Origin of the sequence: Faecalibacterium faecis (genome assembly GCF_040096475.1) — a bacterium.
Lineage (GTDB): Bacteria > Bacillota > Clostridia > Oscillospirales > Ruminococcaceae > Faecalibacterium > Faecalibacterium taiwanense.
Genome location: NZ_JBBMEP010000018.1, coordinates 25,510 through 49,525 on the forward strand (window position 1 = coordinate 25,510; position 24,016 = coordinate 49,525).

Consider the following 24,016-nt stretch of genomic DNA (forward strand, 5'->3'; position numbering starts at 1 on the left):
CCCCGGTACTGACACTACCGGGGGCTTCGTGTTTCGGCATGAACCCGATGGATTCAATCTCTCTACATTGCCTATCTTTAGTATATGCAGTTTTGGGCAAAAGTCAAGCGATGAAATGTAAATTATTTTTTACGCCTTACCGGCTTTTTCTTGCGCACGCTGTAGCCAAAGGTGCCCAGCTTTTTGCCCAGTGCCAGATATTCGCCGTGGCTGTAGACGATGAGCTTTGCCTTTTCGAGACACAGCTTGCCGTTTTCGTCCAGCAGGCTTTCGTCCACATCACAGGCCACAACTTCGGCAAGGAACAGGTCGTGGCTGCCCAGCGGGATCACCTGAGTTACCTTGCATTCCAGATTGACCGGGCTTTCTTCCAGAATGGGGCAGTCGGTCAGCACGCTGCCGGGGGCAGAATGCAGGCCGCAGGCGGCAAATTTATCCACATCACGGCCGCTTTTCACGCCGCACCAGTCCACCGAACGCACCAGCGCTTCGGTAGGCAGATTGATGGCAAACTGTCCGCTTTCCTGAATGAGGTGGTGGCTGTAGCGTTCCGGCCGAACGCTGATGGATACCATGCTGGGCTGGGTGCAGATGGTGCCCGTCCAGCCGATGGTGATGAGGTTTGGCTTTTCCAGCCCGCCGCAGGACACCAGTACCGGCGGTTCCGGGTTCAGCAGGGTGCTGCCCCGCCAGCTCTGTTTGCTCATCCGTGATACTTCCTTTCGTAGGGTGCCCAGGTGCGCTCACTGATGATGTAGCGCGGGCGGGCTTTCGTCTCCATATAAATTTTGCCGATATACTCGCCGATCACGCCTAAGCACACCAGCTGCACGCCGCTCATGAAGCAGACGATGCACACGATGGAGGCCCAGCCGGCCACGCTGCTGCCCATGGCGGCGCACACGATGGCCCAGATGACTCCGATAAAGCTGATCAGGCTCACAAAGATGCCAGATCCGGTAATAAGGCGGATGGGCTTGTTGGAAAGACTGGTGATGCCGTCAAAGGCAAGGGCCAGCATCTTGCTCAGCGGATAGTGGCTCTCACCGGCAAGGCGTTCGTGGCGCTCATAGGTGACTACCTCGCTCTTGAAGCCAACCAGCGGCACCATGCCGCGCAGGAAAATGTTCACTTCCCTGTAGTCGGCAAAGCTTTCCAGCACACGGGTGCTGATGAGGCGGTAGTCTGCGTGGTTGAACACGATGTCTGCGCCCAGAGCGTTCATCACATGGTAAAAGCCCTCGGCGGTGAAGCGCTTGAAGAAGGTGTCTGTATCGCGGCGGCTGCGCACGCCGTAGACCACCTCGGCACCGTCCAGATACTTTTTAACCATCTCGTCCATGGCGTTGATGTCGTCCTGACCATCGCAGTCGATGGAAATGGTAACATCGCAGGTGCCGCTGTGCAGTGCCTCCATCAAGCCTGCCAGCACGGCGTTCTGGTGGCCGCGGTTGCGGCTCTGGGAAATGCCGATGTAGTGTTCGTCCTGTGCGGCAAAACTCTGGATCAGTTCCCATGTCTTGTCTTTGGAGCCGTCGTTCACGAACAGCACCCGGCTCTTTTCACTCACAAGGCCCTGTGCGGTCAGAGAATGGATCTTTTCCAGAAACATGGGAGCTGTAATGGGCAGCACCTGCTCCTCGTTGTAGCAGGGGATCACGATCCATAAAATCGGTTTTGACATATTTAAAAATACTCCTATATTAAAAATAACAAGATGATGCCGCTGACGGTTACGGCCTTCCAGTGAAAAAGAGTTTTAGAAAAATCTGTAGATTTTTCTAAAACTCAAATATAAAAATAAAATTTCAGCTGAATACAGCCAAAGCGCACGCGGCGGCTATTCAAATGGTCACTGCACCATTTGCTTCAGAACCTCAGGCTCCAGCAGCTTGAAGCTGCTCTTGTAGGTGTCCAGCAGGCCGTCCCGCTGCATCTGACTCAGCTCGCGGCTGAGGGCGCTGCGGTCGCAGTTCAGGTAATCTGCCAGCTGGATGCGGGAGAACGGGATGCTGAAGGTCAGGCTGCCAGCCCGCTCGGCTTCACTGAGCAGATAGGCGCACACTTTGGCCCGCAGGCTTTTGAGCACCAGCAGGTCGATGCGGCGGGAGAGGGAAAAATATTTATCGCTGATGGTGCGCACCAGATTGCGCAATGTCTGCTGGTGCGCCGGACTGCCATCCGAAAGCAGCAGCCGCTCGTAGGGAATCAGCAGCACCTCGCAGGGCACCGAAGCCATCACCGTGACCGGGCTTGCCAGACTGGAACCGCTCAGCACATCGCCGAACACGCCGCCCGGTTCCATGTGGGTGATGGGAATGCGCGCACCCTGCGGCCCGGGACGGTAGGCTTCCAGCTCACCGGACAGTACGATGCCTACCCTGCGGTTGGGTTCGCCTGCCAGAACAAGCGCTTCGCCTTTGCCATAGCTGCGCATAACGGCACCCAGCTGAGCCAGCAGGGTCTGCAGCTCTTCAGGGGTCAGACCATTGAATAAAGAGGTGGAGCATAACAGCGGAAGAAAGTTTTTCATCACAATTCCGTGGGAAAGATCCGGCTTCCCACAGCCCTCCTGCAATTCCGTTGCACACGCAACGGTATTTTTGACTCTATTATAGTAAACTTAGACCCGCAAAGCAAATGATTTTGCAAATTTGCCTTGTAAAAAATATGAAAAGACCGACCCATGGTTCTGTGCAAAATTTTCAGGCACAAAATGGCGCGGTCTTGTGAGGAAAGAGGGAACCCCGCATGAAAAAACTGACATCCATACTGCTGGCTCTGGCCCTTGTGCTGAGCCTTGCCGCCTGCGGCGGTGCGGCATCCAGCTCTGTTGCATCCAGTGCAGCTTCCAGCGAAGCTGTCCCCGAGGCTGCTTCGGAAGCCGCTTCCAGTGAGGAAGCAAAGGAACTGTCTACCACCGATGCTCTGCGCATTGCCGGCCTGAAAGGCCCCACCACCATGGGCCTTGTCAACCTGCTGAGCATGGAAGAGGATGACACCGCTTCCATGGATTACGACCTGCAGCTTTACGGCGCTGCCGATGAGATCGTGCCGCTGCTGATGAAGGGCGAGCTGGACATGGCTGCCATCCCGGCAAATCTGGCCGCCACCCTGTATCAGAAGACGGAGGGCGGCATTCAGGCTGTGGCCGTCAACACGCTGGGCGTGCTGTACGTAGTGGAAAAAGGCGGCGATACGATCCAGTCCATGGCAGACCTTGCAGGCCGTACCATCCTGTCCACCGGCAAGGGCACCACGCCGGAGTACGTGCTGCGCTATCTTCTGAACGCCAACGGCATCGACCCGGACAAGGACGTGACCATTGAATACTACAGCGAGGCCACCGAGGTTACGGCCCAGATGGCCAATACCGAGGATGCCATTGCAGTTCTGCCCCAGCCCTATGTGACTGCAGCCGGCCTGCAGGACGACACCCTGCGTGTGGCCCTCGACCTGACCGAGGAATGGAACAAGGTTGCGGATACCCAGCTCATCACCGGCGTGACCGTGGTGCGCAAGGAGTATGCCGAGGAACACCCGGATGTTGTGGCCGCATTCCTTACCGACTACGCCAAGAGCGTGGAAGCTGCCAACACCGATCTGGACGGCACTGCCGCTCTGTGCGAGGAGCAGGGTGTTGTGGCCAAGGCTGCCATTGCCAAGAAGGCCCTGCCCAACTGCAACATCGTCTGCCTGACCGGCGACGAGCTCAAGACCAACGCATCCGCTTATCTGCAGGTGCTGTTTGATGCCGACCCCAAGGCAGTGGGCGGCGCAATGCCCGGCGACGATTTCTACTGGACTGCCGAGTGATTCCTCAATAAGCCATCTCTCCGGCCGCTGTGCGATTGGTACGCACGGCGGCTTTTTTGTTTGCACAAAATGCTTGTATCCCAGCTTTTGTGCTCCCTGCACAAATTTAAAGACAATTTTTTGTGAATGAAAATGAATGAAATTGACTGGAAATGATTGATTTTGGCGCTGTATTTGCTATAATAAAGATGCAATCAACCAAAACAACGCACAAACGGTCATAAACCGTCAAAGATAAGATCAAACCAAAGGAGAGGATGCCGATGCTGGCAGAAGAACGCTTCAGCCTGATCATGGAACAGCTGAACCGCAAGCGTACCGTGACAGTGCAGGAACTGTGCGAGGCGCTGAACACCAGCGAATCCACCATCCGGCGCGACCTGACCGAACTGGACCGGCTGGGCAAGCTGAACAAGGTGCACGGCGGTGCCACCCTGCCGGACAGCCGTTTTCTGGCGGATGAACCCACCATGGAGGCCAAGGAGTCGCAGGCTGTGGAGCAGAAGCGCAGCATCGCACAGGCGGCGGCAAAGCTCATCAACGCCGATGATTTTGTGTTCATCGATGCAGGCTCCACCACGCTGGAGCTGGTGCGTGCACTGGCGGGGGATGCCCTCAAAGCCAGCTATGTGACCAACGGCGTGGCCCATGCCCGGGCACTGGCCCGAAAGGGCTGCCGGGTGTATCTGCCCGGAGGACTGCTGCGGCCCGAGACCGAAGCCATTGTAGGTGCACCCACAGTCACCAGCCTGCAGCGCTACAATTTTACCAAGGCGTTCATGGGTGCCAACGGTGTGGCGCTGGATGCCGGTTTTACCACGCCGGACCCCGAGGAAGCTGCCGTGAAAGCAGCGGCAGTGCACCGTGCACGGGAAGCCTGGTTCCTTGTGGATGATGCCAAGTTTTCCCGCATCTACCCGGCAGTCATTGCCGACCTGCAGGGCGGTGCCATTCTCACCAACCGCTGCCCCAACCCCAAATACAAACAATTCACGCTGGTAAAGGAGACGGAAGTATGATTTATACCGTAACATTCAACCCGGCCATTGACTATGTGGTGCGTTTGGATGCACCGCTGGAAGTAGGCGAGGTGAACCGCGCCAAAGGCGAGGACTGCGTGCTGGGCGGCAAGGGCATCAATGTGTCCGGTGTGCTGGCACAGCTGGGCTGCGAGAGCGTGGCGCTGGGCTTTGTGGCCGGTGAGACCGGCGCATGGCTGGAACGCGGTCTTGCTGCACAGGGTTTAAAGACCGATTTTGTGCATCTGGAACAGGGCATGACCCGCATCAATGTCAAGATCAAGGCAGGGCAGGAGACCGAGCTGAACGGCGCGGGCCCCGACATTCCGGAGAGCGCCATGCAGGAGCTGGAAAAGAAGCTGGACAGCCTGAACGAGGACGATATCCTCATTCTGGCGGGCAGCATCCCGGCAAGCCTTTCGCAGGATACCTACGAGCGGCTGCTGGCCCGGCTGCAGGGCAGGGGCGTGCGTGCTGTGGTGGATGCCACCCGCGACCTGCTGGTGAACGTGCTGCAGTACCACCCCTTCCTCATCAAGCCCAACAATCATGAGCTGGGCGAGATCGTGGGCAGGGTGCTGACTACGGACGAAGAGATCATTGCTGCGGCCCGCACCCTACAGCAAAAGGGTGCTCGCAACGTGCTGGTAAGCATGGCGGGCGACGGTGCCCTGCTGGTGGACGAAAATGGCGAGGTGCACCGCATCGGCTGCCCCAAGGGCAAGGTCGTAAACAGCGTGGGCGCAGGCGACAGCATGGTGGCCGGCTTTGTGGCTGGCTGGATGCAGACCCGGAGCTATTCCTTTGCACTGCGTCTGGGCACAGCCTGCGGCAGCGCAACGGCGTTCAGCCTTGGCCTTGCCACCAAAGAAAAAATCGACGAACTGATGAAGGAAATTTGAAAGGATAGATGGCTCGCCCTCTCCGTCATTGCTGGTGCAATGCCACCTCTCCCAAAGGGAGAGGCTTTGGCAGTCCATGCAAAGTTTCCGGTTTCGCCAGAGGCTCTCCCTTTGGGAGAGCTGGACGCGAAGCGGCCTGAGAGGGCGAGGACGCTAAGAGATAAGAACGAAGGGAGAAAAATCATGCGTATTACGGAATTATTCACCGCGCAGTCCATCGCACTGGATGAGGCTCTGACCGATCAGGAGCAGATCATCAGCCGTCTGGTGGAGCTGCAGGCCACCCATGGCAACATCACGGACAAGGAAGCCTACAAAAAGGCCCTTTATGCCCGTGAGGCAGAGGGCTCCACCTATGTGGACAACGGCATCACGGTGCCCCACGCCAAGACCAATGTAGTCACCCGGCCCAGTCTGGCGGCGCTGCGGCTGAGCAGCCCTGTGCAGTACAACGCCGAGGACGACGGTACCACCGACCTGCTGTTTGCCATTGCGGCTCCGGAAAACGGCAGCCTGCATGTGGACATGCTGGCCCGTATGATGCAGATGCTGATGAACGAGGACTTTGTAGAAAAGCTGAAGGCCGCAAAGACCCCTGCAGAGTTCCTTGACTGCATCGATGCACAGGAGGAGGTTCAGTTCGGCGCGGAGAGCTTCACCCAGCAGGAGATCCCCCAGAGCGGCTACCGCATTCTGGCCGTGACCGCCTGCGTCAACGGCATCGCCCACACCTATATGGCAGCGGAAGCCCTGACCAAGGCCGGTGACAAGCTGGGTCTGCCCACCAAGGTGGAGACCAATGGCTCGGATGGAGCAAAGAACATCCTCACCAGAGAAGAGATCGCAAACTGCGACGGCATCATCGTGGCAGCAGAAAAGAAGGTGGAGACCGCCCGCTTCGACGGCAAGCCGGTGCTGTTCACCCGGGTGGACGATGGCATCCACAAGCCGGAGGAGCTCATCAAGAAGATCGTGCACGGCGAGGTGCCTGTTTACCACGCCGAGGGCGGCGCACAGGCCGCCGAGGATGCTTCCGGCAAGGATAACTTTGGCCGCGCTCTGTACAAGAACCTGATGAACGGTGTCTCCCACATGCTGCCCTTCGTGGTGGGCGGCGGCATCATGATCGCACTGGCGTTCCTGCTGGACGATTACACCATCGATCCCTCCAACTTTGGCATGAACACCCCGGTCGCTGCCTTCTTTAAGACGGTGGGCAGCGCAGCCTTCGGTTACATGCTGCCCATCCTGTCTGCCTTCATCGCCATGTCCATTGCAGACCGTCCGGGTCTGGCGGTCGGTTTTGTGGGCGGTGTGCTGGCCATGAACGGCACCAACTTTGCAGGTATTGCAGCGGGTGAGACCACCGGTGTTTCCGGCGGCTTCCTTGCTGCACTGCTGGCCGGTTTTGCTGCAGGCTACATCGTTGAGCTGCTGAAAAAGATTACCGAAAAGCTGCCTGCCAGCCTGAATGGCATCCGTCCCATGCTCATCTACCCGCTGGGCGGTATGCTCATCCTCGGCGCGGTGATGTGCGGCATCAACCCGGTCATGGGCATGATCAACACTGCCATGACCGATTGCCTGAACGCCATGGGCGGCACCTCCAAGGTGCTGCTGGGTGCCATCGTGGCCGGTATGATGAGCATTGATATGGGCGGCCCGTTCAACAAAGCAGCTTACGTCTTTGGCACGGCAGCCCTTGCCTCCGGCAACTATGAGGTGATGGCCGCTGTCATGGTGGGCGGCATGGTTCCTCCCATCGCCATCGCCCTGTCCACCACCTTCTGCCCCAAGAAGTGGACTGCCGACGAGCGCCGCAACGGCATCGTGAACTACGTCATGGGCCTGTGCTTCGTCACCGAGGGTGCGATCCCTTATGCAGCAGCAGATCCGCTGCGCGTCCTGCCCAGCTGCGTGGCCGGTGCAGCGGTGGCCGGTGCGCTCTCCATGACCTTCGGCTGCGCTCTGCGTGCACCGCACGGCGGCATCTTCGTGTTCCCAGTCGTGGACCATACCGCTCTGTACTGTGTGGCGCTGGCTGTGGGCAGCGTTCTGGGTGCTGTGATCCTGAGCCTGCTCAAGAAAAACCGTACCGACGCAGAATAAACGCCATTCCTTCCATATTCGAGATACTTCATAAAGCTGCAGCAAGCCCCCGGGGAGACCCGGGGGCTTGCTGTATTACGCAGGATCGCGCGAAGGATCAGAAGGATAAAAAGAAAAAGTAACCGCCCACGACTTCCAATCCAATCAGATATAACATGATACACCCGCTGTCAAAAACGCGGCAAGAACCATTTTCACAAAAAATGCAGCAAAGAACGGCGCGAAACACCGCATTTGCTGGAAAAAGCTTTGCAGCCGCCCTTTTGGATTGCACCCGGTTTTTGAGTGTGGTATACTGTTTCTGTTATGGAAAAGTTCCGGTGCGGTGTGCCGGGCACAGCAAAGAGGAAAAGGAAACGAACGATGAAAATTGGATTTGACAACGACAAATATCTCTCGATGCAGTCAGAACATATCCGCGAGCGCATCAAGAAATTTGACAACAAGCTCTATCTGGAATTCGGCGGCAAGCTGTTCGATGATTACCACGCGTCCCGCGTACTGCCGGGCTTCCAGCCCGATTCCAAGCTGCAGATGCTGCTGCAGCTGAAGGATCAGGCCGAGGTGGTCATCGTTATCAGCGCCGAGGACATCATCAGCAACAAGATCCGCGGCGACTACGGCATCACCTACGATCTGGATGTGCTGCGCCTGATCGATGCCTTCCAGGAAGTAGGCCTGTATGTGGGCAGCGTGTGCGTGACCAAGTACGCCGCTGCACCGGAGGTGGAGGCCTTTGAAAAGCGGCTGAACAGTCTGGGCATCCGCACCTTCCGCCACTACAAAATTCCCGGCTACCCCAACGATGTGGCCCGCATCGTCAGCGACGAGGGCTACGGCAAGAACGATTACATCGAGACCCAGCGCCCGCTGGTGGTCATCACGGCCCCCGGCCCCGGAAGCGGCAAAATGGCCACCTGCCTTTCCCAGCTGTACCATGAGTACAAGCGCGGCGTGAAGGCCGGTTACGCCAAGTTCGAGACCTTCCCCATCTGGAACATTCCCCTCAAGCACCCGGTGAATCTGGCCTACGAGGCCGCTACAGCCGACCTGAACGATGTGAACATGATCGACCCGTTCCATCTGGAAGCCTACGGCGTGACCACCGTCAACTACAACCGCGATATTGAGATCTTCCCGGTGGTGAACGCCATGTTTGAGCTGATCGCTGGCAAAAGCCCGTATAAGTCCCCCACGGACATGGGCGTGAACATGGCAGGCAACTGCATCGTGGACGATGCGGTCTGCCGCGAAGCCTCCCGCAAGGAGATCCTGCGCCGCTACTTCAAGTGCCTGTGTGAGCAGAAGATCACCGGCACGGTCAAGGAGACCGAGCGCTACAAGCTGGAACTGCTGATGAATCAGGCCGACCTGACCGTGGGCCAGCGCGAAGTGGAAAAGCAGGCTCATGCCCGCAGCGAGAGCACCGGCGGGGCCCCTGCTGCCGCCATTGAGCTGCCGGACGGCACCGTTGTTACCGGCAAGACCGGTCCGCTGCTGGGTGCAGCAGCATCTGCTCTGATGAATGCTCTCAAGGTGCTGGCCGGTATCCCGCAGGAGACCGACCTTGTGAGTGCGGCTTCCATTGAGCCCATCCAGACCCTCAAGACCAACTATCTGGGCGGCAAGAATCCCCGCCTGCACACCGACGAGATCCTGATCGCGCTTTCCAGCTCGGCTGCTTCCAACGAGCAGGCTGCAGCGGCCATGCATCAGCTGCCCAACCTCAAGGGCTGCGATGTGCACTCCACCGTGCTGCTTTCGGGTGTGGATACCAGCACCCTGAACCGGCTGGGAATGTACCTGACCTGTGACCCTGTTTACGAGGAAGAGGACCGCAAGTACCACAAGCAGTAAATTATACAAAAAACAAAACAGGCGCATCCAAAGGCCGAAAGGCTGGCGGATGCGCCTGTTTTTCATTGGTTCAGATGCCGGTAAAATAAGGTCTGTACTTTTCTGCGTACAGCTGGGTGCCCATGCGGCGCAGGCCGCCGTACAGGTGCCGCCGGATCAGCGGTTCAATGGCATCCAGGTCTTTTTCCCGGATCACCCGCAAAATTTCCCGGTGCTCGCTCAGCACATCCGGCACATTGTTGGCCCGCACCACATCCAGACGGGTAAAGCGGGAATAATCCGGCTGCGGCTTTGTCAGGTTCTGCCAGATATACCACTTGTTCATGCTGCAAAACCAGATGGCGTGCATTTCCAGATCCAGCGTCAGGAAGGCATTGATATCCACATTGTCCGGGTCGGTCATGGTCTGGGCCATCTCTTCCAGCAGGTCATACTTATGCTTGATCTCAATGTACTCCTTGGGGGAACAAACCTGAATGAAATCGCGCAGCACCGTGCTTTCAACGGCTGTGCGCTGGTACACGATCTGATCCACGATATCCAGATTGATGGGGGTGACGATGGTGCCCTTGCAGGGAATGATCTGCACAAAGCCGTTCTGTTCCAGCCGCTGCAGGGCAGCGCGCACCGGTGTGCGCGAAATGCCGAACCGTTTGCACAGCTGATTTTCGCTGATGGTCTCTCCGGGCTTGATCTTCAGCGTAACGATCTCATATTCCAGCGTCTGGTAGATGTCCTCCGGATGCAGCTGTTCAGCCATGTGCTCACACTCCATTTACACAGTTGATGATAAGATATTTCTATTTTAGCCTGCCAAAAAGAGATTGTCAACGCATGAGAATGAAGTATACAATAGCCTGTATACAAGTATAGGAAAAGCTCCGAAATTTATCATATCTGACAAAAATTGATATATCAGATGAAAATGAACGGGATTGTGTCATCAGATTGTAACATCTTTCACGAGAAACGGATAAGATTGTTAGTTATGCACAAAGAAACTTTACGAAGTTGGCGAAGTTTGGCTCTTGTGCGGATGTGAATTTTCTGTTACGATTAGCGTGCAATGAAAATGCTGTATACAGGGATCGCCAAAAACTTTGCTAGCGTATAAGGCAAAAAGGCACCCCTGAAACAAGGAGGAAGAAGATTATGAAAAAGGTCTCTCGTCGCAATTTCCTGAAGGTGTCTGGTGCAATGGCAGCTGCAGGTGCTCTGGCAGCCTGCGGCGGTTCCGGTGCATCCACTCCGGCTGCTTCCGGCGCAGCATCCACCAGCACTGCAGCAAGTGCCGCAGCAGCCGGTGAGGACAAGTTTGCATCTCTGGGCGACTTCACCATGACCGTTGGTCATGCACAGCCCGAAGGCAACCCCCGCTTTGTTTCCATGGAGCAGTTTGCCGCCGATGTGGCAGAGGCCACCAACGGCCATGTGAAGATCGAGGTTTACGGCAACGGCCAGCTGGGCACCGAGAAGGAGATGCTGGAGCAGGTCGTGGCCGGCACCGTGCAGGGCATGCGCGGCGGTCAGTTCGACTTCAGCCCCCGTCTGCTGATGTTCACCCTGCCCTTCCTGACCAACACCCGTGCACAGGTCACGGCTCTGCTGCAGAGCGATCTGGCACAGAAGGTGTGCGCTGAGGCCGAAGGCGAGACGGGCACTGTCATCATTAACCTGTGCGATGCAGGCGGCTACCGCCAGTTCTCCAACTCCAAGCACCCCATCAAGGCTCCCGCAGACCTGAAGGGCCTGAAGATGCGCACCAACGGCATGAAGACCATTGACATGACCTTCCAGGCAATGGGTGCTACCACCACCACCATCCCGTACTCCGACCTGTACATGGGCCTGAAGACCGGCGTTGCAGACGGTCAGGAAAACCCTTGGGTCAACGTGGAGGGCATGAAGTTCTATGAAGTGCAGAAGTACTTCACCGAGGTCAACTACCAGTTCCATCCGGATCCCTTCTATGTGAACGCAGCATGGTGGAACGGCCTGCCCGAGGAGTACCGTGATATCATTACCGAGTGCGCCACCAAGATGGGCGAGTACAACGACGAGCTGATCGACAAGAACTCCAGCGCCGCAAAGCAGACCATCGTGGATTCCGGCTGCGAAGTCTACGAGCCCTCTGCCGATGAGCTGAAGGCCTTCCAGACCGCTGTGCAGTCCGTGTACGACCAGTGTGTCACCGAGGGCATCTGCACCGCCGACGAGATCAAGGAGATGCAGGATATCGTCGCAAAGGCATAAGCAGAAACGACCAAAGGCAAAAAACGGCCATGTTACGGTAAAGGCGAGAGGGCAGCCTGCGGGCTGCCCTCTGCTGTAACAGGCCGATGGAAAAAGTTGTAAAATAACCGAAAGGGGCTGAGCACCATCGAAAAGCTGAAAAAAATCGGCAAGAAGCTGTTTGACATATACTTTACCATCGGCGTGATCGCCATGGCACTGCTGGCAGCTCTTGTGATCTTTACCGTTATTGCGCGCTACTGCTTCTCCCTGAGCTGGAAGCAGCTGGCAGAGTTCAACACCACCCTGTTTGCCTTTACCACTTTCTGGGGCATGGGCATCAACGTGATCAAGGACGAGCACGTCATGATCGACATCCTTTACGACGGTGTCAAGCCTGCCCGCAAGCGCTGGCTGGCTATCGTCAATTACCTCATCGTGCTGGCCGTGGTGCTGGTGTTCACCTATCAGGGCTTCAAGTATGTGGGCGTTGCCGGTAAGCAGATCAGTCAGGGCATGGAGATCCCCATGATGTATATGTACGGCATCATGCCGGTGTGCGGCATCATCTGTGCCATCTGCGTCGTGATCAAGATCATCACCCTGTACAAGGCCGATATTTCCTACTTTGCGCCCAAGAATCAGGCGCTGAGCCGTGACGACGCATAAGCGGAAAGGGGAGAATACACAACTATGGCAATGCTCATCCTTCTGGTGCTGCTGATCTTCTTTGCCGCGCTGGGCATCCCGCTGGCCTTCGCCATCGGCGCTTCCTGTGTGACCTACATCCTGATCTATGCACCTACCTTTATTACCATGCTGCCGCAGCGCGTGTGGAACGGTGCCTACAGTGAGCTGATGATCGCTATGCCGCTGTTCATGCTGGCTGGCGAACTGATGAACACCGGCGGCATCACCCAGCGCATCATCAACTTCTGCATGGAGCTGCTGCGGCCCATCCGCGGCGGTCTGGGCGAAGTGAACATCGTGGCTTCCATGATCTTCGGTGGCATTTCCGGCTCCTCTGTGGCCGATACCTCGGCTCTGGGTTCCATCCTGATCCCCGCCATGGAGAAGGAAGGCTACCCGCCGGAAGCTTCTGCCGGTATCACGGTGGCATCCTCTACCATGGGCATGATCATCCCGCCCTCCACCCCCATGATCGTTTACTCCATGATCTCCGGTGCATCGGTGGGTGCGCTGTTCGTGGCAGGTGCCGTGCCCGGCATCCTGATTGGTCTGACCCAGCTGGTGCTGGTGTACATCATCAGCGCCAAGAAGGGCTGGCATCCGGAAAAGATCAAGTTTGACGGCAAGCGCGCCGCCAAGAGCCTGCTTTCTGGCATTCCTGCCCTCATCATGCCGCTGTTCATCATCATCTGCGTTTCCTTCGGCGTGTGCACTGCATCCGAAAGTGCCGGTGTGGCCGTGCTGTATTCCATGCTGGTGGGCTTCTTCGTCTACAAGGAGCTGACATGGAAGGGTGTCTGGGAGGCTTTGAAAAAGACCCTAATCTCTTCTTCCTCCATCATGCTCATCATCGGCTTTACCACCATCTTTACATGGGTGCTGACCATGCAGAAGGTGCCGCAGACGGTGGGTGCCTTCTTCATGTCCCTGAACATGCCCGCATGGGCCATTGCACTGATCTTTGATGTGCTGATCCTGATGATCGGCACCTTCATCGATGTCAGCCCGGCCATCCTGCTGCTCACCCCCATCCTGCTGCCGGTCATGGTGCAGTACGGCTTCTCGCCGCTGCAGTTCGGTGCCATGATGATTACCGGTCTGGCCATCGGTCTGGTCACTCCGCCGGTCGGCATGTGCCTGAACGCCTGCAACAAGATTAACCGTATGCCCATCATCGAGATCTTCAAGGGCGCAGCGCCCTACGTGATCTGCAACGTGATCGTTCTGATCTCCATCAGCCTGTGGGGCCCGCTTACTACCGCCCTGCCGCAGCTGCTGGGCTACAGCATCTTCTGAGATCAACGCGTATACCTCTTATAAAAAACAGGCAGCGCTCCCTTGCGGGGCGCTGTTTGTTTTTTGCACGCAAACAGGCGGGACCATTGTATTTGACGGACAGATATGGTACACTAAGGCCACTTGTGTATAGGAATATAGGAAAAGAGGAATTAAATCATGGATACGCAAAAACAAAAGCGCAGCGCCTTTTCCGGCAAGATCGGCTTTGTGCTGTCGGCCGCAGGCGCTTCGGTAGGTCTGGGCAACATCTGGCGGTTTCCGTACCTCGCCGCGAAATACGGCGGCGGCATTTTTCTGCTGGTGTACATCGTGCTGGCCGTCACCTTTGGCTACACGATGATCGTGGCCGAAACGGCACTGGGCCGCATGACCCACAAAAGCCCGGTGGGTGCCTTTGGAGCTTTTGGCAAAAAGGGCGGCCTGCGGTTCGGCGGCTGGATCAATGCGGTCATTCCCATTCTGATCGTGCCGTACTATTCGGTCATCGGCGGCTGGGTCATCCGCTATCTGTCGGAGTATATCAGCGGCCATGGCAGTGAGCTTTCGCAGGACGGCTATTTTTCCAATTTCATTTCCAGCGGACTGTCGGCAGAGGTGTGCTTTCTGATCTTCACGGCCTTTACGCTGGCCATCATCTTTGCCGGTGTGCGCAACGGCGTGGAGCGTGTTTCCAAGGTGATGATGCCGGTGCTGGTGGTGCTTTCGGTGGTCATTGCGGGCTACTCGGTCACGCGCCCGGGTGCGTTGGCAGGCGTGAAGTATTTTCTGGTGCCGAACGTGGCAAACTTTTCCTGGATGACGGTGGTCACGGCCATGGGCCAGATGTTCTATTCGCTGTCCATCGCCATGGGCATTCTGGTCACTTTTGGCTCCTATATGAAGAAGGAGGTCTCCATTGAGGAATCCACCGAGAACGTGGAACTGTTCGACACGGCCATTGCCATCATGGCGGGCCTGATGATCATTCCGGCGGTGTTCTCCTTCTCCGGCGGCGACCCGGACACCCTGCAGGCCGGCCCGGCGCTGATGTTCATTACCATCCCCAAGGTATTCGAGAGCATGGGCTTTGGCCATGTGGTGGGCATCCTGTTCTTTTTGCTGGTGCTGTTTGCAGCCGTGACCAGCTCCATTGCCCTGACCGAGAGCGCTGTCTCCACCTTTGAGGACGAGCTGGGCTGGAGCCGCGAGCGCGCAACGGCACTGATCGGCCTGATCATGGTGGCGCTGGGCAGCCTTTCGGCACTGGGCTATGGCCCGCTGGCGGGCGTGACGGTGTTCGGAATGCAGTTTCTGGATTTCTTCGATTTCCTCACCAACTCTGTCATGATGCCCATTGCAGCCATTGCTATCTGCCTGCTGGTGTCCCGCGTGATCGGCGTGCAGAAGATCGAAGAAGAGGTGACGCTGGGCGGCAAGCCCTTCCGCCGTAAAAAGATCTTCAACTTCATGATCCAGTATCTGTGCCCCATCTTTGCGGCCATTATCCTGATCAGCTCTGTGGCAAATGCTCTGGGCTGGATCGCAATGTAAAAACAGAAAAGCGCAGAAGGTGTTTCTCAAAGGAAGCCTTCTGCGCTTTTTTGTATGTCCAAAAGGTTTTCTTATGCTGTGAAGTTGCATAAAGCATAGAAAACGGCGATTTTGGCCTCAATTAGCTGGAAGCCTGATTTTATTAGCTGAAACCGAAAATTCTGCTAATGGCATTCGCTGGCTAATTTTGGCGATCGGTTCAAAATGAAAAATGCGAAGATCGTTTTTCACATGGAAAAATGACCTTCGCATTTTCTTAAAATGGCGTCCCCGCCCGGATTCGAACCGGGGGCCTCAGGCTTAGGAGTAGGGGCTGAAGCCATAAATCCTAGGCAAAAGTAGGTAAAACAAGTAACGTTTTATCAATTGATTTTTTGTTGCGCTGTCAATCTGAGTAAAGAACACAAACCCCGAAATAAAACGAGTAAAAGGCTTTTCATTAGCAGAAAATTAGCAGAGCTAATGAAAAGTGGAAGGTTCATTGTAAAATGCCCACCTTTCATTAGCTGGGAAGTGTACGTTTCCCTACGGATATTTGCTTGTTTAGCATTCGTGAACCAGACCATACAGCCGTAGCTGGTGTGATGGACAAATGTTTTCAATAGAAAAAGACCAGAGCTTTCTGCGAGAAAACTCTGGTCTATGTAACAGTGCGAATGGAAATGCGCATTGTCTTGTAAAAGGAAGGGGCTTATGGTATTCTTACTTTAAGTAAGGGAGTGGCAACGATGTGCAGAGCATTTGAAGAAGTACGAGAAGAAACAAAGCATGAGCAGTCGATTGAAATTGCAAAATCTTTGCTAGAAGTTGGAAAAATGACCTATGAAGAAATTGCTCGGTCGGTTCAGCTTCCTGTTGAAGAAGTAAAGGCACTGGATACAAAGAAACCCGCCTGATCTTAATTCAGTCAAGATATTCTTAAAAACAAACAGCGGCAGTTTTCCAAATCGGAAAGCTGTCGCTGTTTATGTATAGAGGATTATAAGTTCTTTGCAAGATTTTTGATGAGTTCGGCCATAGAGGGGTTAGCCAGCAATTTGGTAAGTGCTGCTGCCGCGTCGGCATCGACCGCGCTGTTTTCAGGGATGGGCTGCGCTGTTTGAGGGGGCATTTCAGGCTCGGCTCCTTGGTGCTGGTAGAAGAAATCATCAAAACGCTGTGCATTCAGACGCCGATCATCATCCAAGATATGTGCATACTGCTCTGTGACCATCGAAGCCTGTGCATGGCCGGAGTCACCCTGAACAGCTTTGATATCACCGCCGTTCAGTTTGAGTTTGTATGTAATACTGGAGTGTCGGAAGCTGTGAAAGACCACTTTGGGAAGATCGTTTTTCTCAATCAGTTTCTTCAATGCACCGTTGATGGTAGACTGCTCGGTTGGCATTCCCAATGGGCCGGCAACCACAAGATTGTAGTCGGTATATTCTGCACCCAGTGCTTCCTTTGTCATATCCTGCTCTGCTTTGAATTCAACGAGCATTTCAGCGACCGTTTTGGGCAGGAAGATGGTTCGGATACTGCTATCCGTTTTAGGACTTTTCAGAACCTGAACCGTAGTGCAGCGGGAACTCAGCGATGGAAAACGGGTGATAACATTTTTGTTTTCCAATGTCAAACAGCAGGATTGCGTTCAACAGTGCCATCATTGAGCCATGCTTCAAAGCTGGCTTTGGAAATACGGTAAGCGCCGCTTACCTTGAACCAGCGGAATTCGTTCTGCTTCAGCAGACGGTAGACAGTGGGACGGCTCAGGAGCAGCATTTCCATCAGGTCTTCTACGGTATAGCAGCGGCTGTCCTTTGCTGTGGAAACAGGGGAGGAAACCGAGTTGGGCGAAGGTTCTTCATGGATAATCATTGGATAATACCTCGTTAAATATACTTAAAGTTAAAACTTGAGCGGCAATGCAGCCCGGCGGCTGCCACCATTATAAATAGTATAGACCTGCTGAAGGTACTTCGTCTTGCCGGGAAGGCTTACGCCTGCGGTTCGTGCAAGGCGAAAAATCGTGAATGCATCGACCTGCCGCAGTTTAGCAATCAGACGGCTTTTACTGTATAGGCGGATACTTTTTCTCTTTTTTGCCTCGTGTTGCCAATTTGGATTTCTCCTTTCTATCCGTATATGTAACAGTGGGCTGCTCGCACAGCCCACCCTACTATCTCAAACAGCAAAAATGCTGTGATTTATAGTTCTATACCTTTCCGTATTTGTCCCCGACATCCCCGGAAAACGAAAACTCAGTTTTCGTGTGGGAAATCTTTCAGCCGTCCGGCAGCGTACCGAATCCATAGGGTTCTCACCTCTCCGTGGTTCTCACCGAGCTGCCCGAAGGCAGAAGTATCATTATTCTGTGATGGCTCTTAGCTATGGAGAAGCTGTCATCCATTTACCGTCAACCTACCGCTCATTCCCTCAGTGGGAGATCATCGCATTTGTTACGGACGTGGCTCATCATCACAGGAACGTGACTGAAGAATGCGTGTTCAATTTTCAAGGGGCGGGATAGCTTGAGGGCTGCTTTGAACGCTTTCCGAAGCTATGGCTGTATTGTAACCGATGCGGAACGAAATGAACAGGAACTCAGAGTTCACAATTTTTGAGGAAAATAGGAAGTATAGTTCCTGTTTCTCGATGAGCCGTCAAAAATATATTTCTTGACTTTATGTAAGAAATGAAGTATTATACTCGTAAGAAACTAACTTACGAGTATATAAATTCGATAAATACACTTTGGGGAGGGAACAAAATGAGCCGATTTTACTGCCGCGATGAGGAACTTCGGAAGTTAAACAAACGATATGAGAATGGAAAGTTTGAATGCGTTGTCATTTACGGCAGACGCCGTGTTGGAAAAACTGCGCTGATCAATGAATTCTGCAAGGATAAACCGACCATTTTCTTCTCTGCCTTGAATACGACCGGAAAAGAAAATCTGGAAGCCTTGTCCAAGGCAATCATGAGTTTTGAACGACCCAATGCAGAATCATCTCCGGAATTTACAACCTACGATGCAGCATTGGACGAACTGACAGCTCTCTCCAAGGAGCAGCGGATCGTATTTGTAATTGATGAGTATCCTTATCTTGCAAAGGCTAAACCCGCTATTTCCGCAATGCTTCAGCACATCATCGACCATAAATGGACAGAGTCCCAAATGTACCTGATCCTGTGTGGCTCGTCCATGAGTTTTATGGAAAGTCAGGTTTTGGGCAAAGAAAGCCCTCTGTATGGGCGCAGAACAGCGCAATTCAAGATCATGCCGCTGGATTACAAGGAAACAGCGGTGTTCCATCCGAATCTGTCCGAGGAAGATAACGCCCTGATTTATGGCATCACAGGCGGCGTTCCGCATTATATCAACAAATTGGATGTTCGGGACAGCGTAGATGAAGCACTGATGGAAAACTTGTTTGACCGTTCCAGCTACCTCTATGAGGAACCGGCCAACCTGTTAAAGCAGGAGCTGCGTGAGCCAGCAATTTATAATGCAATCATCAAGGCAATTGCAGAGGGGGCTTCTCGCCTGAATGATATCACCACGAAAGTTGGTGAAGAAAACTCTGTGGTGGCGAAGTACCTCAAAACGTTGATAGACCTTGGAATCGTCAAAAAGGAAACGCCGATCACTGAGAAACCGGGCAAAAAAACGATCTATCTTCTGGCAGACAATTTTTTTCGTTTTTGGTACCGTTTTGTGCCGGTCAATGCAAGTGCCATTGATTCGGGGCGGATCGCAAAGACCTACCCCCATGCGGTGAAGCAGTATTTTCCAGACTATATGGGTCTGATTTTTGAGAAGATGTGCCAAGACTACTTGCTCTATTATGCGAATGATCTTCCTATCGAGTTGAGTGAGATTGGGCAGTGGTGGGGAACCGACCCTCAAAAAAAGAAGCAGATACAAATCGATATTGTCGGTAGGCCGGTTGAGGGCAATGACTATATCATCGGCTCCTGCAAATATCGCAATGAAAAAATCGGTTTGGACGAACTGGAACTGATTCGGGAATATGCAGCAGTCTTTGGGAAAGGAACAAACTACCACTACTACATTTTCTCGAAAGGCGGATTTACGGACGGACTACTTCAGGCACAGGAACGCGGAGAAGTACAGCTGCTTACCCTTGCCGATATTTTTGAATAACACAAGAAACGCTCTTGTCGGTGTAAAACCGGCAGGAGCGTTTCTTGTTGAAGTGATTATAAAAGACCTTTGATTTTTTCAAGATGATCTATAGCGGCTTGCAGTTCATTTTGAAACTGATCCCTAGAAGGATCTCGGCCCAAAAGAAGATAATCCATACTGACATGGAAGTATTCTGCAATATCGATCAGGATTTTTACAGAGCCATTGGAGCTTCCCCTTTCAAGATCGCCGAGGTGGCGATGGGAAACACCAAGTTTTTCAGCAAGTTTTTCCTGCGATAACTTCGCATTTGTACGCAAAGTAAAAATACGGTTACCAATAGCATTCGGATCAAAACTCATGTGTGACCTCCAAATTTTCGATAAAGCGTGAGAAGTCGAAAACTCGGAGTTGCTACGGATATCTAGCCGCTTGGGGCATCCACGAAAAACGGACAAACATAAAGCCTGCTCCTTTTTACGGGAGCAGGCTTCCTGAAGGCTAAAAAAATAGCCGGACAACAACCAACTGAGGGATCTTCAAAGAAAATCTCTCAATCAGCTGTTGCCCGGCTATTTGGAGCACGTTTCATACATTGCCTTGCGGCAATGGCCCGTTGCTCGGAGCGAACAGTCCATATTCAGGGTGCAATGCACCCGTATTTGTTAAAATGACTGGAAAATCACCGGCATCTAAATGCCAGATCAAGTCTCAGGGTTTCTTTGCATCTATTGCACTTCACTTGTAGTATACCTGAACACCCCTCGATTTTTTGGTATAACTTATTTCCACAAACAGGGCAAAATCTCCAGCCTATGCTAAATTCTGCCTGCTGTGTAGTAGTCGGTGCTTTACCGGCAAAGGGACGGTTCTTTAACTGAATCATATTCATTCTCCAAATCGCATGATGTCCAATGGATGGCAGTGGATGGGTTTGCCTTTTATAACCTGCATCTGCTGCAGTCTGATCCTGATTGCAGACCAAGAAACCCCAATCCGTCGAGCCATCTCCAGAATTTTTTCATAGTTAGGGTCAGACACTGATTTGTACAGAATCCCATGATGACTGTGGATATCTGAAAAAATACGATGAACATACCCCAGATAAGTCTCAAGCAGAGTTCTTTACCGACAGCTATGGCGTGGTGCATAACCAACCGGTTTTGGTTTCTCTTAACACCAAATATTCACCGATCCTTATATCTCCAGAGCAAAGATTCGAGGTTGTTGGAAAAGTTTTGAACTAAAAAGATGGGAGGGATTTTCGTGGATACGATCAAGCGTGTTCAGGATTTGATGCAAGCGCGTGATATGAATCTGTGTGTGTTGGCAAAGAAATGCGGAATATCGTATTCCACGATCCAAACCACTGCTCGTCGGGGAGGCCAGTTAAGCGTAGAGACGATTGAAAGAATCTGTCTGGGTTTGGAAATTACACTAAAAGACTTCTTTGATTCCTCATATTTGTAGTAAAAAGCCGCTCACCATGCTGGAAACCTGCACGGTGAGCGGCTTTAATACTGCTTCTATTTATCCTTTGGCAACCTCCAGATAAACGCTATTCTCCATGCTCATTACTATTGAAGGAATATACGGGATCGCATTGTCATTATACCGTGTGGAAATAGTGGTCGATTTCATCTCTGTATGAGTTGCTAAATCATAAAGTGACCAGTTGCGTTCTTTACGGTGGGCGGTTATAGTATTCAGAATATTATCCGCCGCCGCTCCTCACTTTCGCACAATAAACTTTTGCTTATTATACTGTACTACGCAAAAAACATATGCCTTCTCGTCGCATAAAAAGTACGAAGTTCGGGAGTGTTAAAATCATGGATAGCCTGTCCGCATGAATGATGTTCAAAATTTCCTGCACATAGTTTTTCTGCATGATCTGTCCTCTTGATTCTGTTATGTCAATCAAAAAATATCGTTTCACTTCAAAAATTCGAATTCTATCATAGCACGTCCGTCCTGTGACAGCCACCATTCCGGTGTAAACCCTTTGTAAAATCAGATATAAAAAATTCCCGTCAAAGCAGCAGACTTTGACGGGACGAAAGAAGAAAAGAAAGATACTCAATTGATGCACAGAGCCATTCAAGCTATAACCTGATCTCTTGCACAGAGCATACGTTGATGCCGCTCTGCCCTGTACCATGGCAGATAAAGAAGCAACAGGACTGCAGCAAGAACCGGCAGAAAGCCCAGTAGATAAAAACGTTCTCCAAAGCAGTGGGCGAAAAAGGCAGTAATCGCATTGCCCTGCGGATCATGCGCACCATGAAAAATTCATCCAGATTGCTCTGGAAAATCGACAAAAAACTCAGCCGTTCACACAACGGCAGACGGGAATCCTCTGCCTCCTCCAGAACGCGTTCGTTGAACCGCAGCCACGAAAGCTCACGGTTTGCATAGCAATGATAGGTGTTTTCCATATTCCTCTTCCTTTTCTCTGACCGGAATGCTTCGGATTGCATGATACAAACGTTTTTATTGTACCGTGCAAATGTAAAATCAGAAATCAGGAATGTGTCTGGAATATGTAAAATCGCTTCTGCACACAGATTTTACCGCAATTTGATTGCAACCGCCTCGAAATCATCTTACAATAGTAGATACTTTCTTTTAATATATGAATCGGGGGCAGAGAACCATGACGTATAAAGACATCAAACACAATGAGGAAGTCAACGAACTGCTGAAAAAAGGCAACCAGAATCTAGGCCTGCTGGGCTACACCGAGCACTCACAAGCCCATTGTGTCCGGGTGGCAGAGACCGCCGCCCACATCCTGAAAAAATTCGGCTATCCGGAGCACGACATCGAGCTTGCCCGGATCGCAGGCTATATGCACGACATCGGAAACGCCATCAACCGCAGCCGTCACGCCGAATACGGCGGGCTACTGGCCAACGAGATTCTGAAGCAATATGACCTGAGCGTCCCGGACCGCATCACCATCGTGTCCGCCATTTCCAACCACGATGAATCCACCGGCGGGGCCGTGGATCCCATCTCGGCAGCACTCATCATCGGCGACAAGACTGATGTGCGCCGCAGCCGTGTGCGGGAAAAGCCCAAAGCATCCTTCGACATCCATGACCGGGTCAACTATGCGGTCACAGACCAGACCCTGAAGATCAACACCGAGAAAAAAGTCATCTCGCTGAATCTGCAAATCGACACCGATATTTGCAGCATGTACGAATATTTTGAGATTTTCCTGCAGCGGATGCTGATGTGCCGCGGGGCTGCCGATATGCTGGGAGCAACCTTCAAGTTGACGGCCAATGGGGCCAAAGTTCTTTAATGTGTGGCCATCTCCGCAAAGAACAGGAACTAGCCTTTATAATAAAAAACAAAAAGTCCCGCCTGAAAGTAAAGCCTTCACTTTCAGGCGGGGTGTCTTTCAATATGACTGCTATGGCGGCATGCGTGACCATACCCTGTCAGATACAGCGTACTCCAGAGGTTATCTTCCGAGGCGTGCAGATAATCATAGGTCAGGTTTTCATCCACACGCTCAACGATGCAACCACCCGCCATCAGCGTTTCCAGTTTTTTTGTGATCGTACTGCCGGCATAGTCGATAAAGGAACGGATGATGGCATTTCTTCCTTGGTCAAAATGCGCTTGGTCACCCGCTCGGTGCGCTGCTTTTCTGCGGCAAGTTGCTCATCATAACGGCAGCAATAAGAGCGGGGCCTTGCAAAAGGCTCCACTCTTATCATAACGGACAGATTGTATGGGTGAAGCGCTGCGAAGAACTTGAATGCGGGGATATCGGTATATTCGTATATGATGACTGTGGATATCTGAAAAAATACGATGAACATACCCCAGACAAATCCCAAGCAGAGTTCCTTACCGACAGCTATGGCGTGGTGCATAACCAACCGGTTTTGGTTTCTCTTAACACCAAATATTCGCCGATCCTTATATCTCCAGAGCAAAGATTCGAGGTTGTTGGAAAAGTTTTGAACTAAAAAGATGGGAGGAGTTTTCGTGGATACGATCAAGCGTGTTCAGGATTTGATGAAAGAGCGTGATATGAATCTATGTGTGTTGACAAAAAAATGCGGAATATCGTACTCCACGATTCAAACCACCGCCCGTCGGGGAGGGCAGTTAAGCGTAGAGACGATTGAAAGAATTTGTCAGGGTTTAGGAATTACATTAAAAGACTTCTTCGATTCCTCCTACCTGTAAATATAGGGGCAGCAAAAAAAGCCGTTCGCCACGCTGGAAAATCTGCGTGGTGAACGGCTTTAATACTGCTTCTATTTATCCTTTGGCAATCTCCAGATAAACGCTAATCTCCATGATTGTTACCATTGAAGGAATACATTTGCGACGATCTTCGGGCATACCGAATAAGATTTGCATTGTCAGTTGAAAACAGCTCAGGTTACCTATTGCAATTCTGA

At 52.8% G+C, this 24,016-nt stretch carries 23 protein-coding genes and 1 pseudogene; 14 read left to right on the top strand and 10 right to left on the bottom strand.

Going from position 1 to position 24,016, the window contains the following annotated elements; translation table 11 throughout:
• Positions 1-122: 122 nt before the first annotated feature.
• The 3 genes from WMO17_RS09990 to WMO17_RS10000 form a co-directional block, all read right to left on the bottom strand.
• Positions 123-707 (bottom strand): flavin reductase family protein, encoded by a 585-nt coding sequence (locus WMO17_RS09990; RefSeq protein WP_349137996.1) that lies wholly within the window; start codon positions 705-707, stop codon positions 123-125.
• Positions 704-1,684, bottom strand: a complete 981-nt coding sequence (locus tag WMO17_RS09995; protein ID WP_349137997.1) for a glycosyltransferase family 2 protein — start codon at positions 1,682-1,684, stop codon at positions 704-706. Before WMO17_RS09995 ends, WMO17_RS09990 begins: the two co-directional genes overlap by 4 nt.
• A 168-nt stretch (positions 1,685-1,852) precedes the next feature.
• Positions 1,853-2,533, bottom strand: a complete 681-nt coding sequence (locus WMO17_RS10000; RefSeq protein WP_097774005.1) for a Crp/Fnr family transcriptional regulator — start codon at positions 2,531-2,533, stop codon at positions 1,853-1,855.
• Between the two features lie 218 nt (positions 2,534-2,751).
• Here WMO17_RS10000 and WMO17_RS10005 point away from each other — a divergent pair, with 218 nt between their 5' ends.
• The 5 genes from WMO17_RS10005 (at position 2,752) to WMO17_RS10025 (ending at position 9,703) form a co-directional block, all read left to right on the top strand.
• Complete coding sequence (locus WMO17_RS10005; protein WP_349137998.1) at positions 2,752-3,816, top strand: ABC transporter substrate-binding protein; 1,065 nt, start codon at positions 2,752-2,754, stop codon at positions 3,814-3,816.
• 263 nt (positions 3,817-4,079) lie between these two features.
• A complete protein-coding gene (locus WMO17_RS10010) occupies positions 4,080-4,835 on the top strand; it encodes a DeoR/GlpR family DNA-binding transcription regulator (protein WP_097773978.1) in 756 nt (251 codons plus the stop codon).
• The gene (pfkB, locus tag WMO17_RS10015) at positions 4,832-5,737 is read left to right on the top strand and encodes a 1-phosphofructokinase (protein WP_005946476.1); all 906 of its coding nucleotides are present in this window, start codon (positions 4,832-4,834) and stop codon (positions 5,735-5,737) included. Before WMO17_RS10010 ends, pfkB begins: the two co-directional genes overlap by 4 nt.
• A gap of 183 nt (positions 5,738-5,920) precedes the next feature.
• Entirely contained in the window at positions 5,921-7,846 is a 1,926-nt protein-coding gene (locus tag WMO17_RS10020; RefSeq protein WP_349137999.1) for a PTS fructose transporter subunit IIABC, read from the top strand.
• A gap of 363 nt (positions 7,847-8,209) precedes the next feature.
• The gene (locus WMO17_RS10025; protein WP_044954306.1) at positions 8,210-9,703 is read left to right on the top strand and encodes a DUF1846 domain-containing protein; all 1,494 of its coding nucleotides are present in this window, start codon (positions 8,210-8,212) and stop codon (positions 9,701-9,703) included.
• 70 nt (positions 9,704-9,773) lie between these two features.
• Here WMO17_RS10025 and WMO17_RS10030 read toward each other — a convergent pair whose 3' ends face one another.
• A complete protein-coding gene (locus WMO17_RS10030) occupies positions 9,774-10,463 on the bottom strand; it encodes a GntR family transcriptional regulator (RefSeq protein WP_044954305.1) in 690 nt (229 codons plus the stop codon).
• Between the two features lie 392 nt (positions 10,464-10,855).
• Here WMO17_RS10030 and WMO17_RS10035 point away from each other — a divergent pair, with 392 nt between their 5' ends.
• The 5 genes from WMO17_RS10035 (at position 10,856) to WMO17_RS10055 (ending at position 16,350) form a co-directional block, all read left to right on the top strand.
• Positions 10,856-11,956 carry a TRAP transporter substrate-binding protein gene (locus WMO17_RS10035; RefSeq protein WP_154255862.1) on the top strand — a complete coding sequence of 367 codons (1,101 nt, stop codon included), beginning with the start codon at positions 10,856-10,858 and terminating at the stop codon, positions 11,954-11,956.
• A 192-nt stretch (positions 11,957-12,148) separates the two neighbouring features.
• The gene (locus tag WMO17_RS10040) at positions 12,149-12,604 is read left to right on the top strand and encodes a TRAP transporter small permease (protein WP_005946464.1); all 456 of its coding nucleotides are present in this window, start codon (positions 12,149-12,151) and stop codon (positions 12,602-12,604) included.
• A gap of 24 nt (positions 12,605-12,628) precedes the next feature.
• On the top strand, positions 12,629-13,921 hold the full coding sequence (locus WMO17_RS10045) for a TRAP transporter large permease (protein WP_005946462.1): 1,293 nt from the start codon (positions 12,629-12,631) through the stop codon (positions 13,919-13,921).
• Positions 13,922-14,080: 159 nt separating this feature from the next.
• A complete protein-coding gene (locus WMO17_RS10050; protein ID WP_349138000.1) occupies positions 14,081-15,454 on the top strand; it encodes a sodium-dependent transporter in 1,374 nt (457 codons plus the stop codon).
• Positions 15,455-16,182: 728 nt separating this feature from the next.
• The gene (locus WMO17_RS10055; protein ID WP_179858992.1) at positions 16,183-16,350 is read left to right on the top strand and encodes a hypothetical protein; all 168 of its coding nucleotides are present in this window, start codon (positions 16,183-16,185) and stop codon (positions 16,348-16,350) included.
• An 83-nt stretch (positions 16,351-16,433) separates the two neighbouring features.
• Here WMO17_RS10055 and WMO17_RS10060 read toward each other — a convergent pair whose 3' ends face one another.
• Genes WMO17_RS10060 through WMO17_RS10070 form a run of 3 tightly spaced genes read right to left on the bottom strand, consistent with a single transcriptional unit; the run spans position 16,434 to position 17,611 of the window.
• The gene (locus tag WMO17_RS10060) at positions 16,434-17,072 is read right to left on the bottom strand and encodes a tyrosine-type recombinase/integrase (protein ID WP_349138001.1); all 639 of its coding nucleotides are present in this window, start codon (positions 17,070-17,072) and stop codon (positions 16,434-16,436) included.
• Complete coding sequence (locus WMO17_RS10065; protein ID WP_005933015.1) at positions 17,069-17,314, bottom strand: helix-turn-helix domain-containing protein; 246 nt, start codon at positions 17,312-17,314, stop codon at positions 17,069-17,071. Before WMO17_RS10065 ends, WMO17_RS10060 begins: the two co-directional genes overlap by 4 nt.
• A gap of 30 nt (positions 17,315-17,344) precedes the next feature.
• A complete protein-coding gene (locus tag WMO17_RS10070) occupies positions 17,345-17,611 on the bottom strand; it encodes a DUF6551 family protein (protein ID WP_349138002.1) in 267 nt (88 codons plus the stop codon).
• Between the two features lie 595 nt (positions 17,612-18,206).
• On the opposite strand from WMO17_RS10070, the gene WMO17_RS10075 reads away from it, so the two are divergent.
• Entirely contained in the window at positions 18,207-19,604 is a 1,398-nt protein-coding gene (locus WMO17_RS10075; protein ID WP_113992752.1) for an ATP-binding protein, read from the top strand.
• 56 nt (positions 19,605-19,660) lie between these two features.
• On the opposite strand, the gene WMO17_RS10080 is transcribed toward WMO17_RS10075, so the two are convergent.
• Positions 19,661-19,948, bottom strand: coding sequence for a helix-turn-helix domain-containing protein (locus WMO17_RS10080; RefSeq protein WP_005928332.1), 288 nt, complete (start codon positions 19,946-19,948; stop codon positions 19,661-19,663).
• 904 nt (positions 19,949-20,852) lie between these two features.
• Between WMO17_RS10080 and WMO17_RS10085 the strand changes: the two genes are divergently transcribed.
• Complete coding sequence (locus WMO17_RS10085; protein ID WP_249253785.1) at positions 20,853-21,056, top strand: helix-turn-helix domain-containing protein; 204 nt, start codon at positions 20,853-20,855, stop codon at positions 21,054-21,056.
• Positions 21,057-21,859: 803 nt separating this feature from the next.
• Here the strand turns inward: WMO17_RS10085 and WMO17_RS10090 are convergent.
• Positions 21,860-22,024 (bottom strand): annotated as a pseudogene (locus WMO17_RS10090) (hypothetical protein); the annotation flags it as partial.
• Between the two features lie 218 nt (positions 22,025-22,242).
• Between WMO17_RS10090 and WMO17_RS10095 the strand changes: the two are divergent.
• The gene (locus WMO17_RS10095; protein WP_015536750.1) at positions 22,243-22,899 is read left to right on the top strand and encodes an HD domain-containing protein; all 657 of its coding nucleotides are present in this window, start codon (positions 22,243-22,245) and stop codon (positions 22,897-22,899) included.
• A 235-nt stretch (positions 22,900-23,134) separates the two neighbouring features.
• Here the strand turns inward: WMO17_RS10095 and WMO17_RS10100 are convergent, their stop codons facing one another.
• On the bottom strand, positions 23,135-23,425 hold the full coding sequence (locus WMO17_RS10100) for a hypothetical protein (protein WP_208936222.1): 291 nt from the start codon (positions 23,423-23,425) through the stop codon (positions 23,135-23,137).
• A gap of 169 nt (positions 23,426-23,594) precedes the next feature.
• Between WMO17_RS10100 and WMO17_RS10105 the strand changes: the two genes are divergently transcribed.
• Complete coding sequence (locus tag WMO17_RS10105) at positions 23,595-23,798, top strand: helix-turn-helix domain-containing protein (RefSeq protein ID WP_249253793.1); 204 nt, start codon at positions 23,595-23,597, stop codon at positions 23,796-23,798.
• The last annotated feature ends 218 nt before the right edge of the window (positions 23,799-24,016 follow it).